Raw genomic sequence first — 13,003 nt, forward strand, 5'->3', positions numbered from 1 at the left:
ATAGTAGTAAGAGGTCAGACCTTACTTAGGTTTAAAAAAACGGGGAATTCCTCCCCAGTTAAAATCTTAAGTGAAAAGTAGAATAAGTATTCTACGCTTCAATTAGGATTTTCAATTAAGAAGGAATAAGCAGGCAGATTCTAAAACCCGCTTATTCCTCAATTAGTATTATTTTGCACTAAAAGTCTTTAATTCTTCAAGCGTACCAGGAACTTTAATAGCACCTGATTTAATTTTTTCAACCCATTCTTTAACAGCTTTATCGATAGCATCTTTATTTGATGCTTTGCTGTTAATTGGTGCTAAGCCAACACCATCTTCTTGTAAGCCATAAGTAGTGGTTTGTCCACCAGGGAATTTGCCATCTTTTGCTTTAGTGGAAAGGTCTTTAACTGCTACGTCAACACGTTTCATAGCAGAAGTTAGAACAACATCAGGACCCATGTCGTTTTGGTCACGGTCTACACCGATTGCCCAAATTTCACGCGATGGATCTTTTTTCTTTAAGTCACCAGCTTCTTTGAATAAACCATTTCCTGTAGCACCGGCAGCATGGAATATTACATCTGCACCTGTAGAGTACATTTTAGAAGCGATTGTTCCGCCAAGTTCAGCTTTATCAAATGCTCCAGAATATTGAACGTCAACTTTTGCTTCTGGCTTAGCAGCTTTAACACCAGCTAAGAAACCAGATTCAAAACGTTCGATTACAGGAATTTTCATACCACCAATGAAACCGATATGATTAGTTTTTGTTTGTAGGGCAGCTGCAACACCAGCAAGGAATGCTGCTTCTTGCTCTTTAAACATAATGCTCGCAACGTTTGGCTGTTTCACTTCATCATCGACGATTGCAAATTTTGATTTTGCTTGTTGTTGAGAAATTTCATCAACAGCAGCATGCATTAAGAAGCCGATACCGTATACTAAATCAAAACCTTGGCGGGCAAGCGTATTTAAGTTTGTAGAGTAATCAGCATCTGATGTGGATTGAGCGTAATCAAATCCACCTTTACCTTTTTTCAAGCCGTTGTCTTTACCAAAATCTTTAAGACCTTCCCAAGCAGATTGGTTAAATGATTTGTCGTCAACACCGCCGACATCCGTAACCATTGCAACAGAGAATGCTTTTTCTTTGTCTCCACCTTTAGATGTATCTGCGGGTTTGTTAGTATCACTTTTTCCACAAGCACCTAAAAGTGTTCCAGCAGCAAGAACTAGTGATAGCGCCATTCCAATTTTACGCTTTTTCAAGGTATTGTACCCCCTAAGAATTATGTTTGATGTAGTAGAAATGCTCTAAAGCATGACTGGTTGCGTTTTCAAAAAGGATTATAAAAATTATGGTCTTTTCCTTAATACATGAAAACTAAATTTATCAGCTTTAAAATAGTTTACCGAGAATAGGACAGGTTCATCCATTTCATCGAAATGCATTTGTTTTAATACCAACAATGCTGTTTCTGGGTCACATTCTAGAATTGGGGAAATTTTCTCATGATAGCCAATCGGCTCGATCTGGGCAACCGCGTATGTAATTCTCCGGTTTGATTCCTCATCTAAAATGCTGAAGATTGATTCTTCTCCATGAGAAAAGGTTTCCGGCAAAATGCGTTCAGGGACCTTGTCGACACAGTAGACGACCGGCTCTCCATTTGCAGTTCTGACCCTCTCCATCACGACAATATCCTCACTAGTAGAACATGAGAAACGACGAATATCCTCTTCGGTTGGACTTAGTGTTGATGAACTTAAAAAAATGGTTCCGGGTTTCATTCCAGCCTGTTTAATCATGTCAGTAACACTATTAAGTTGTTCAATCCCTGAAGTAAACAATGGCTTTGCATTAACAAAGGTACCAACTCCATGGCGCCTTACGATAACGTTTTCCTCCTCAAGAATGCGTAAAGCTTCCCTAAGGGTTGCCCTGCTTACACCAAGCTGTTTGGCAAGATCGAATTCTGAAGGTAATTTTTCTTTTTCTTTGTATACTCCATCTTCCATATCCTGCTTTAACCGATCGATTACTTGTAAGTATAAATGTCGGTTATCTGACTTTATTGACATGCTGTTTCCTCCAGCCTTTTTCCTAAGACATCAGACATCTGATATCATTCCTACTAATCGGATTTATATTAACATTTTTTTTGTGATAAATAAATAGGAATTCAAAATTTTGTCGAAAAAAGGTCAGAAGATAATAATTGTCATAAAGTTACCGAATTATTCAGAAGAAAATCTGCTATAATTAAATATTAAAATATAAACCGAGAGACTTTGTAGTAAAAGATAGGTATTTTTCCTTTGATAAGGCATTCACCTCCTATTACTATAGTATCAAATTTTCAGAAAATTAGTATAAAAAAAAGAGCCAAAAGCTCTTTTTTTTATACTAATTATGAACTTTGTTCTTCCTTAGGCTTAGATTGTAAAACAGCACGAGGTTTACTTCCTTCATATGGGCCTACTACTCCACGAACCTCCATTTCGTCTATTAAACGAGCGGCTCTTGTATAGCCTATCCGGAAGCGGCGCTGTAGCATGGAAACGGATGCTGTTTGCATATCAATGATAAGCTCAACCGCTTCGTCATATAGGTCATCTTCGACCGCACCTGTTACTTCAGGAATATCATCAGGAATCATTTCTTCTTGATATTGTGCCTTTTGCTGAGAAATTACAAATTCTACGGTTTCCTCAACCTCTTGATCTGAAAGGAATGCACCTTGAACCCTGACTGGTTTTGATGCCCCCACTGGTAAGAATAACATGTCACCGCGACCAAGTAGCTTCTCTGCTCCCCCCATATCCAGGATGGTTCTTGAATCGGTTGCACTTGATACCGCAAAGGCAATACGGGATGGAATATTTGCTTTAATTACTCCCGTAATGACATCAACGGATGGCCTTTGTGTGGCGATAATTAAATGAATGCCTGCAGCGCGGGCCATTTGCGCAAGTCTAGTAATCGAATCCTCTACATCCGAAGAGGCTACCATCATTAAGTCGGCTAGCTCATCAACAATGACGACAATATATGGTAATAACGGTTGCTTATCATTTTCCTCTAAATTATGCCTTCTGATATGATCATTATAGCCTTCAATATTTCGTGTCCCGGTATAAGAAAACAGTTCATAACGCCTTTCCATTTCATTAACTACCTTTTTCAAGGCCTGTGACGCTTTTTTTGCATCTGTTACAACAGGTGCCAGCAAATGGGGGATTCCGTTATAAACATTTAACTCGACCATTTTCGGGTCAATCATCATTAACTTTACTTCATGTGGCTTTGCCCGCATTAAAATACTCGTGATAATCCCATTTATACAGACACTTTTCCCACTTCCTGTTGCTCCGGCTACTAGCAGATGAGGCATTTTATTTAATTCTGCTAGAACGGCTTCACCAGTAATATCCCTGCCAAGTCCAATGAGAAGTTTGGCATCCGGCTTATCATTTTGGGTAGCGTCTAGTACTTCACGAAGGGAAACCATCGCTACCTCAGAATTTGGAACCTCAATACCAATCGCAGATTTTCCAGGGATAGGAGCTTCTATCCGAATATCTTTAGCAGCAAGTGCTAAGGCTAAATCATCACTTAAGCTGACAATTTTACTAACTTTCACTCCAACATCAGGATGCACCTCATATTTTGTTACAGCTGGTCCTAAATGTACTTGTGTGACACGCGCTTTTACGCCAAAGCTTTGGAAGGTCCTTTCAAGCTTGGCCGCATTTGCATGAATTAATTCATATTCTCCACTTTGGTCGGTTTTTTTTGGAAGCTTTAGGAGTTTTAGTGGCGGTAATTCGTAAGCCACGTTTTCCACTTCTGTAAATGTAATTGGAGGGGTTTGATCTTCCACATCTTCATCATGGTTACTCTTTGTACTTTTTGATTGTACTTTTTGATTTTCTTTTAGGCCCTCTTCAACATATGCTCGGTCTGAAAAACTAGATATTATCGGTTCAGGTATTCTGGTCTCATCTTGTTCCGGTAGCTTCTGACTATTTATAATCGGTCTGTTTTCATTTGAAGGATTTTGTTTTTCTGGCTTCTTTTGTGATTTTCTTTCATTACTGCGTTCTTGTTTTTTATGTTTCCATTCAGACATATCCATTTTAAAGGCTTCCCATTGATTTTTTAAAAAATCAATACCGGTAATGAGAATTTTACCAATGATATCTCCAAACGATTTTCCGGTAATAAGTATAATTCCAATAATAATGAAAATAAAAGCGATAATTTTCGTACCAGTTTCAGCGAATAAGTAATGAAATAATGCAAACAAGATTGCTCCAATTATTCCGCCCCCAAGGTCGGTGGTGCTGGTATCTCCTTTAAGTTCCATCATAAATAACTCCCAAGTGTTTCCGATCACACTAGGGTCTTTAAATCTCCCGTCATTCGTAAGCAAATTAAATAAAGTTACATGACTTAACAATAGGATAGCAGAAACAATAAAATAGCTGCCAACTAATTTTATATGGAAGAAAAAGGGCATTTCTCTTTTCCACATCAAATAAACACTTAATATTACCAATCCAAGTAAACATAACATGTACCATTCACCCATCCAAAACCGGAAGAAGAGGACAGTCGCCTTACCGACAGCCCCAAGCTTAGCAATCGAAATTATCGCCAATGCTAATAGTACGAGTGCCGATAATTCATATTGAATGGTTCGTTTTAAATGGTTATCTCGCTTTTTAGGTTGTCTTCTCTTTTTTTTGGCCATCTAATCACCTTGTAGTTTTATTGTGGTATATTATTTCAAGTATTGCTACTTACTATTATTAATAGCTGATAAAAATAAGGTAAAAAGGAAAGCAGCCGATTGGCTGCTCTTGTCTTCATAGCCTAATTATACCATAATCTACTACTACAATACCGTCAATCCTTCGAGATTAGTAAAAGATATTTTTGCACCTGGGCATATTTTCTCATCCATAAAATGCTGGGGATCACTGCTAAGTATGCGGATAACTTGAAAATTCTGTTGATCAGTAGCCTCTACCAATAATGGTATTCCTTGAAAGTTGACCATTTGTTGTTTACTGACCGATTCACCATCATAAGGAAACACAAGTTCATTTGGCATCATCGTATAAAGAATCATTGAATCAGTCCCTCATTCTTTTCTTTTTGAAGATCAATCATCTGATTTAACTTTTTCATTGCCTGCCCTAGTCCGCCCACTTCGTCTATTAATCCACATTTTACCGCATCCACACCAATTACATTTGTCCCAATATCTCTTGTTAAATTCCCCTTTGCAAACATTAAGTCTTTAAAAGTCTCTTCTGTAATTTTCGAATGCTTCGTAACAAAGTTGACTACCCGCTCCTGCATTTTATCCAAATATTCAAAGGTTGCTGGAACTCCAATAACAAGACCTGTTAAACGGATTGGATGAATGGTCATCGTAGCGGTTTCAGCAATAAAAGAATAGTCGCAAGATACAGCGATTGGCACGCCAATTGAGTGTCCTCCACCGAGCACTATCGAGACAGTAGGTTTTGATAGGGTTGCTAGCATTTCTGAAATGGCCAAGCCCGCCTCTACATCGCCGCCAACGGTATTTAAAATAATCAGAACTCCCTCTATTTTGGGATTTTGTTCAATAGCAACGAGCTGCGGAATTATATGTTCGTATTTTGTTGTTTTGTTTTGCGGCGGCAGGGCTAAATGGCCCTCAATTTGACCGATTATGGTCAAACAATGAATTTTAGAATCCTGAGAAAACTGTGGCACATTGGTTTGTCCTAGCTGCTGAATTTTTTCTATTAATGTAGAAGGAGACTTTTCCTCTTTTTGAGGCTCTCCTTCTTCCTGGTTATCAGTGTCATTTTTTGGAAAGTTGGTATTCATTCTAATACTCCCTTCATACATGATAAAGTTAGTATTATCCTTTCATACAATTTCATCCATGAATATTGACCATACAAACAGGCACTGATAGCATCAGTGCCTGTTGAAATTCAAATTAGACTTCCATAATAATCGGAAGAATCATTGGTCTTCTTTTTGTTTTTTCAAATAAGTATCGATTTAATTCATCTCTTATTTCCTGCTTGAGGCTTGCCCATTCAAAAGAACCTTTTGCCGTATTTCTTTCTACAATATCCCGTACTAATTTTGTAGAATCATCCATTAGTTTTTCTGATTCACGAACATAGACAAATCCTCTTGAGATAATTTCAGGACCTGCAGCAATTTTCTTTTCTTGTTTCGTTAACGTGACAACCACGATTAGAATGCCATCTTGAGATAAAAGCTTTCGATCCCTTAATACGATGTTACCAACATCACCTACACCAATACCATCGACGAGAACATTACCAGAGGGAACTTTTCCAGTAATGGATAATGATCCTTCCTTCCATTCCACCACATCACCACGATCTAGAATGAATATTTGTCCATCGGTAAGACCACATTCCAGCCCTAATTTTCGATGTGCTTTTAGCATCCGATATTCGCCATGAACAGGTATTAAAAACTTAGGATTCATTAAATTTATCATAAATTTTAATTCTTCTTGACTTCCATGGCTTGAAACATGGATCGTCCGTTTACCAGAAATGACATTAGCTCCTGCCCTGAATAGCATATCGATTGTCTTGAATAAAAATACTTCACTCCCCTTAAGCGGTGAGGCAGCGATCAAAACAGTATCCCCTGGTTGGATATTTAATAGTTTATGTGTTTGTTTTGCCATTTTTTGCAGGGCCTCAATAGGTTCCCCTTGACTACCAGTCATTAATACAGCAATTTCCCTGTCTTGATAATCCTTAATCTCGCTAATCGGGATAATTAAATCTTCATCCACTTCCAGGTAACCTAAATCGAGCGCTATATGATATATTCGTTCCAGGCTCTTCCCAACTACTGCGACTTTACGGCCATTCTCCCTTGCAGCGTTAAAAATATGCTGGATTCGGTTTATGTCTGATGCAAAACAAGCTGCAATGATTCTGCCAGGTGCATTATAAAAAGCGTTGGACATTTCACGTTCAACGATGGCTTCAGATGTTGTATAGCCTGGTTTTTCAGCATCGGTACTATCAGACAATAAACATAAGACTCCATTGTCACCAATGGCTGCCATTTTTCCTATTTCAGGTTTGTATAGTTTAGTTGCGGCTTGATCAAATTTAAAGTCACCAGTATAAACAATACTACCTTCAGATGTATGAATGCAAACTCCAACAGAATCAGGGATGCTATGATTGGTTTTAAAAAAGCTGACATTTACGGAATCTAAGTCTACTATCGTATCCGAATTCACTTCAATAAATCGAGCTTTCCCATTGAAGTCCTGCTCTTTAAACTTTGCACTTGCAAGGGCAAGGGTCAGTTTCGTTCCATAAACGGGGACATCTACTTCCTTGAGCACATAGGATAGTGCGCCAATATGATCTTCATGACCATGTGTTAGAAAAATGGCTTTAACCCGTTCCTTGTTGTCTTTTAAATAGGTAATATCAGGAATAACCGTATCGATGCCCAGCATTTCTTCCTCGGGGAACATTAAGCCGGCATCAATAATGAAGATGTCCTTGTCCACTTCTACAAGATACATATTCTTACCGTTTTCTCCATTACCACCAAGTGCAATAACCTTAATGGAATTATTTTTTTCCTTTATCAATTTCCGTTTCCTCCTACATATGTTTAGGCCGATCGAAATCAGTTACAATTATTATACTTGAAATAAGAAAACCTTTACAACTTAAATGAGATTTCTATGCACACACAAAATAGCCGAGATAAAGAAATAAGCCAACCGATATTGTTTCGGTTGGCTCTTAGTTATTTTTTTTTATTTAAGAGTGAAATTAACTTGGTCCGTTCTTGTTCAGTTAATCCTACAAGAGGCAGCCTTACTGAGCCTACATCCAATCCATAAACCTGCAATGCCGTTTTAACTGGAGCAGGACTTGGAGCAGCAAATAACCCCTGCATAATTGGCAGTAACTGCTGATGTAATTTCGCAGCCTTTCCATTCTCTCCATCAATAAACACATTAATCATTTCTTGCATTTCATTTCCAATCACATGAGATGCAACTGAGACTACACCTACCCCGCCAACGGAAAGAATAGGTATTGTTAAACTGTCATCTCCGCTGTACAAAACAAAATCATCATCCGTATTGGCTATAATTTGGGTCATGGCATTTAAGTCCCCACTAGCTTCCTTTATTGCCACTATATTTGGTATCTTGGAAAGACGAATCACAGTTTCTGGAAGGATGTTTACTACTGACCTTCCAGGAATATTATAAAGCATTACTGGTAGTGTAGTAGCTTCGGCTACTGCCTTAAAATGCTGGTATAAGCCTTCTTGATTTGGCTTGTTATAATACGGTGCAACCACTAAAATAGCATCTACGCCAAGCTGCTCTGCTTTTTTTGTCAATTCAATTGAGGCATATGTGTTATTGCTTCCTGTTCCAGCAATCACTGGAATTCTTTTGTTTACAACTTTTACAACATGATTGAATAATGCCAGCTTTTCTTCCTTGGATAATGTAGGTGATTCACCTGTGGTACCTGCAATTACAAGGGAATCTGTTCCATTTTCAATTAAATAATTTACTAATTGAGTGGTCTTAGCAAAGTCAATATGCCCTTTTTTATCAAAAGGGGTTACCATTGCAGTAGAAACTCGCCCGAAATGAACCATTTTCCTACTCCTTCCCATCCATACGGGGTGCCGTATGTGCAAATGTATCCTTGAATTTCTTCAAATGACACATTATATCCTGTTGATAATATTTATAAATCTGTATAATTAAATTCCATTAATTCTTCTTCTAATTGAAAAGCATCATGCAGGGCATTGACGGATTTAACCAAATCATCCTGCTTAACTAGTACCCAAATGGTGGTATGGCTGTCTGCCGATTGTAAAATACGAATTCCCTTGTCTGATAAGGCAGTAACGATTTTCGAGGTTACCCCTGGGACGCCAGCAATACCTGCACCTACTACAGAAACCTTTGCACAATGTCGTTCAATAATAGGCTCATGATCTAATGCGTTTAAGACTTGAATAGCCCTATCCGTCATCTCTTCATTAACCGTATAAACAACACCGTTTGGCGAAATATTGATAAAATCAACACTGATTTTTTCATTGGCCATTGCCTTAAAAACTTCTGATTGCAAGTAGTACTGATCTTTTTTCGCAAACACTTTTATTTGAGTGACATTTGAAACATGTGCAATCCCTGTTACGACTCGTTCCTTTATGTCACTTCCACGATTATTTTTATTTAATGTAGTAACCAATGTTCCAAGGGTGTCGGAATAGGTGGAGCGGATTCGAATGGGCACCTTTGCCTGCATGGCAATTTCTACTGCTCTTGGATGAATCACCTTTGCACCTTGATAGGCCATATTACAAACTTCTGTATAGGTAACTACAGAAAGCGGCCGGGCATTTTCTGCAATCCGTGGGTCTGCAGTCATAATTCCCTCCACATCCGTGAATATATCAATCCATTCAGCATTAAGGGCAGCACCAAGTGCTGCTGCTGATGTATCACTTCCGCCGCGTCCAATAGTGGTAACATCTCCATTTTTCGCAGCCCCTTGAAATCCGGCAACTACGACAACATCAGATTTTTCAAGTTCTCTTAGGAGCCTGTCACATTTCATTTCGTTGATTTTTGCATTTGTATGGTCATTGTTCGTCCTAAATCCAGCTTGAGCTCCTGTTAATGCTACCGCATTGACTCCGTTCTCCAGCAACATGTGTGTAAATACGATGCTAGAAATAACCTCACCGCATGATAATAATAAATCATGTTCCCGTTTCGAGATTTTACTTAAGTTGCCCCCGATTAAAGATAATAGTGTATCAGTTGCATAGGGGTCTCCCTTTCTCCCCATTGCCGAAACAACAACTACTACTTTGTAACCGTCAGCTAATGCTTTTTCAATATGGCCTTGAGCAAATTTCCTGCTCTTCTCATCTTTGACAGATGTCCCGCCAAATTTTTGAACAATAATTTTCATAATAACACCAAAACCTGCCTTTTGGATGTAACTTTATAATAAAATCAGATTTCTATCATTGGACTTTGAGAATTGTCTAGCTCCAGCGCCCAACGGCTAGTGGACTTCGCTCTTCTTATACTAACCCCAATTTAACTAAACTTTCTGCGATTTGGACGGAATTCCATGCAGCGCCTTTAAGCAGGTTGTCTGAAACTACCCACATATGGAACCCGCGGCCTTCATCGATGTCTTTTCTAATACGTCCTACAAAGACATCATTTTTTCCAACACAATTTGCCGGCATTGGATATATTTGATTTTCAAGATCATCCTGTAAGATAACTCCCGGTGCATCTTTTAATAATGCTTTAATGTCGTTTGCACTTACGTCATCTGATTCAATTTCAAAATAAACTGATTCCGAATGACCGACTGCAATTGGGAGTCGGACACAGGTTGCTGAAACCTGTAATTCTGGCAAATGCATGATTTTCTTTGTCTCATTAATCATTTTCATTTCTTCAAACGTATAGCCGTTTTCTTGAAATTTATCAATTTGCGGAATGGCGTTAAAGGCAATTTGATAATGACTTTTGTCTGATTTTACTGGTAAAATACCAGGTTCAAATGGTTCATCATTTAAAATTGACTTTGTTTGTTCCATTAATTCTTCGACTGCAGCAGCACCTGCACCGGAAACCGCTTGATAGGTTGATACGATAACCTTTTTTAAACCATATTTCTGACGAATTGGCTCTAAGGCTACTACCATTTGAATCGTTGAGCAGTTTGGATTAGCAATAATGCCATTATGGTGATGCAAGTCCGCTTCATTCACTTCAGGAACAACCAATGGTTTATCCGTATCCATTCTAAATGCGCTAGTGTTGTCCACGACGATGGCACCACGTTTTACTGCTTCAGGGGCAAGTTCCTTAGAAACACTGCCGCCAGCACTGAATAAGGCAATTTCGACTCCTTCAAAGCTCTCAGGCTTTGCTTCCTGAATTATATATTCCTGACCATTTACATTCACTTTTTTCCCTGCAGACCGGGCTGAGGATAGGAGGGTAAGTTCTCCAATTGGAAAATTCTCTTTGATTAGTGTTTGAATCATTTGTTGTCCTACTGCTCCTGTTGCCCCAACAACAGCAACATGAAATCCATTGTCGCTTCTCATTACCTGTTCTCCCTTCAATCTTTCAACTGTATATTTTTTGGTCATTTCAAGTTTGAAAAATATCATCAGCGGGAGAAACCTCCCGACTGATGAATAGTTAATCTATTTTAACATATTCCTATTAAGAAATAACCTTTTTTAAAGAAAGAAGGGGAGAATTAGTCTATGTCATTATATCTTTCAACAAGTACGGGCTGAATTTGTATTCCTTCCATTGCTGCTTCAACTGTTTCAGAAAGTAACGTCATTCTTGCAACCATCGAATTAGGCTTTTTCACAGGATCATCCTGGCCATAAGGAATAAAATATATATTTTTTGTTGCCATTAATCTCATTAAATTTACGCCATTTAAGCCAAGTGCATCATTGGTTGAAATACCTAGTACGACTGGCCTTAAATTTCTAAGAGTTGCTTTTGCAGCCATTAAAACCGGACTGTCATTCATGGCATTAGCAAATTTACTCATTGATACTCCGGTTAATGGCGCAATAACCATACAATCTAGTGGGATTTTTGGTCCTAAGGGCTCTGCTTTGACAATTGAATCAATAACCTTGTGTCCTGTTAAATCTTCAATTCGCTCAATCCAGTCTTCCCCTTTTCCAAAACGGGTTTCTGTATTTTTTACTGTAAAACTTACAACTGGCATTACCTCTGCACCGGCGAGAACTAGTTTTTCTATTTCTGGAAATACAGCATCATACGTACAATGAGAACCGGTTAGGCCAAAGCCAATCCTTTTACCCCTTAAACTCATTTTACCTTCCCCTTTCGCCTTCTTAAATCGTCCTGAAGCAGTTGGGCGAGAACATTGGCCAGAATTTGACCAGCTGTTTTGGGTGCAACAATCCCTGGAAGCCCTGGAGCAAGTAATGCTTTTATTCCTCTTTTTTCAGCATATCTAAAATCAGTTCCACCTGGTTTTGAGGCAAGATCAATAATGAGCGAATGTGAGGGTAATTTAGAAATAACCATGGCCGTAACAATTAAATGTGGTGCCGTGTTAATAAGAATATCTGTATCCTTCACTTCATTCACTAAATTATTTAGATGGAATGGCGTTAAGCCCATTTCGGTAATTCTTGCTAAATGTTCACTTTTTCTGGCTCCAACCTTTACCTTTGCTCCTAGTGCTGCAAAAGTTCTTGCTACACTCATCCCTACTCTTCCTAAGCCCAAAACTGTAATATTTGAGCCGTGAATCGTGAAATCAGTATGCTGTATGGCCATCATAATTGTTCCTTCTACAGTTGGGATGGAATTATAGATGGCAACATCATCCCGTTCAAATAACTGGACAAGAGTTCGTTTGCTCTGTTTTGTAATTCCATTTAAATAGGAATTACTAATCCCAGAATAAATCGTACAATTTTCAAGTGTTTTATCCAGCATTGCTCCTGTTAAAATAACCTTCTCATTCGAAAAGATTGTTTCCACCTGGCCTTCTAGGTCTGTACCTGGAACAGGTAGAATAAGGGCATCCATATTTGAAAAATTAACTTCATCCAACTTTTCCTTGACTGCACCAGTGAAGGCATGGTCAAGCTGTTCGAAACCAATTAGCGATAATCTCGCATCTAACTCGGTTAACTTGCGGATGATTTCCAGCTGTCTGGCATCCCCGCCAATCACGGCAATTTGCATCCCTGTCAGCATGAAAACATTCACCTTCTTTTTTAAAAAATCCAACTGGGAATTCCTTTTCTTGTTATCACTCCACCATCTTATGAAAGAAAGCTTCATTCGGTGAGTTTTCCACCTATAGTAAAACGAAAAAGCCCAAGCAAAATTTATTTTGCTTGAGCTTT

Annotated in this window: 11 protein-coding genes; all 11 read right to left on the reverse strand. The window is 38.6% G+C overall.

Features of this window, described 5'->3' with window-relative positions:
* Positions 1-168: 168 nt before the first annotated feature.
* The gene (locus tag M5A78_RS01800) at positions 169-1,254 is read right to left on the reverse strand and encodes a BMP family lipoprotein (RefSeq protein WP_248733559.1); all 1,086 of its coding nucleotides are present in this window, start codon (positions 1,252-1,254) and stop codon (positions 169-171) included.
* 87 nt (positions 1,255-1,341) lie between these two features.
* Positions 1,342-2,067 carry a GntR family transcriptional regulator gene (locus M5A78_RS01805; RefSeq protein WP_248733560.1) on the reverse strand — a complete coding sequence of 242 codons (726 nt, stop codon included), beginning with the start codon at positions 2,065-2,067 and terminating at the stop codon, positions 1,342-1,344.
* Positions 2,068-2,396: 329 nt separating this feature from the next.
* On the reverse strand, positions 2,397-4,742 hold the full coding sequence (locus M5A78_RS01810) for a DNA translocase FtsK (protein WP_248733561.1): 2,346 nt from the start codon (positions 4,740-4,742) through the stop codon (positions 2,397-2,399).
* 144 nt (positions 4,743-4,886) lie between these two features.
* Positions 4,887-5,123, reverse strand: a complete 237-nt coding sequence (locus tag M5A78_RS01815) for a YlzJ-like family protein (protein ID WP_248733562.1) — start codon at positions 5,121-5,123, stop codon at positions 4,887-4,889.
* The gene (locus M5A78_RS01820; protein WP_248733563.1) at positions 5,120-5,875 is read right to left on the reverse strand and encodes a ClpP family protease; all 756 of its coding nucleotides are present in this window, start codon (positions 5,873-5,875) and stop codon (positions 5,120-5,122) included. The genes M5A78_RS01815 and M5A78_RS01820 overlap by 4 nt, the downstream gene beginning before the upstream one ends.
* A gap of 115 nt (positions 5,876-5,990) precedes the next feature.
* Positions 5,991-7,658: a ribonuclease J gene (locus tag M5A78_RS01825; RefSeq protein WP_319942250.1), complete on the reverse strand. Its 1,668-nt coding sequence runs from the start codon at positions 7,656-7,658 to the stop codon at positions 5,991-5,993.
* Between the two features lie 161 nt (positions 7,659-7,819).
* The gene (gene dapA / locus M5A78_RS01830) at positions 7,820-8,695 is read right to left on the reverse strand and encodes a 4-hydroxy-tetrahydrodipicolinate synthase (protein WP_248733564.1); all 876 of its coding nucleotides are present in this window, start codon (positions 8,693-8,695) and stop codon (positions 7,820-7,822) included.
* Between the two features lie 92 nt (positions 8,696-8,787).
* Complete coding sequence (gene dapG, locus M5A78_RS01835) at positions 8,788-10,032, reverse strand: aspartate kinase (protein ID WP_248733565.1); 1,245 nt, start codon at positions 10,030-10,032, stop codon at positions 8,788-8,790.
* A 115-nt stretch (positions 10,033-10,147) separates the two neighbouring features.
* On the reverse strand, positions 10,148-11,194 hold the full coding sequence (gene asd, locus M5A78_RS01840; RefSeq protein WP_248733744.1) for an aspartate-semialdehyde dehydrogenase: 1,047 nt from the start codon (positions 11,192-11,194) through the stop codon (positions 10,148-10,150).
* Between the two features lie 158 nt (positions 11,195-11,352).
* Positions 11,353-11,952, reverse strand: a complete 600-nt coding sequence (gene dpaB / locus M5A78_RS01845; RefSeq protein ID WP_248733566.1) for a dipicolinate synthase subunit B — start codon at positions 11,950-11,952, stop codon at positions 11,353-11,355.
* A complete protein-coding gene (gene dpaA, locus M5A78_RS01850; RefSeq protein ID WP_248733745.1) occupies positions 11,949-12,851 on the reverse strand; it encodes a dipicolinic acid synthetase subunit A in 903 nt (300 codons plus the stop codon). The genes dpaB and dpaA overlap by 4 nt, the downstream gene beginning before the upstream one ends.
* Between the last annotated feature and the right edge of the window lie 152 nt (positions 12,852-13,003).

This window comes from Neobacillus rhizosphaerae (genome assembly GCF_937468385.1).
Taxonomy (GTDB): Bacteria; Bacillota; Bacilli; order Bacillales; family Cytobacillaceae; genus Neobacillus; species Neobacillus rhizosphaerae.

Coding starts and splice junctions, on each gene's coding strand:
- dpaA (WP_248733745.1), bottom strand. CDS start 12,851: ATGCTGACAGGGATGCAAATTGCCGTGATTGGCGGGGATGCCAGACAG.
- M5A78_RS01810 (WP_248733561.1), bottom strand. CDS start 4,742: ATGGCCAAAAAAAAGAGAAGACAACCTAAAAAGCGAGATAACCATTTA.
- M5A78_RS01815 (WP_248733562.1), bottom strand. CDS start 5,123: ATGATTCTTTATACGATGATGCCAAATGAACTTGTGTTTCCTTATGAT.
- dapG (WP_248733565.1), bottom strand. CDS start 10,032: ATGAAAATTATTGTTCAAAAATTTGGCGGGACATCTGTCAAAGATGAG.
- asd (WP_248733744.1), bottom strand. CDS start 11,194: ATGAGAAGCGACAATGGATTTCATGTTGCTGTTGTTGGGGCAACAGGA.
- dpaB (WP_248733566.1), bottom strand. CDS start 11,952: ATGAGTTTAAGGGGTAAAAGGATTGGCTTTGGCCTAACCGGTTCTCAT.
- M5A78_RS01820 (WP_248733563.1), bottom strand. CDS start 5,875: ATGAATACCAACTTTCCAAAAAATGACACTGATAACCAGGAAGAAGGA.
- M5A78_RS01805 (WP_248733560.1), bottom strand. CDS start 2,067: ATGTCAATAAAGTCAGATAACCGACATTTATACTTACAAGTAATCGAT.
- dapA (WP_248733564.1), bottom strand. CDS start 8,695: ATGGTTCATTTCGGGCGAGTTTCTACTGCAATGGTAACCCCTTTTGAT.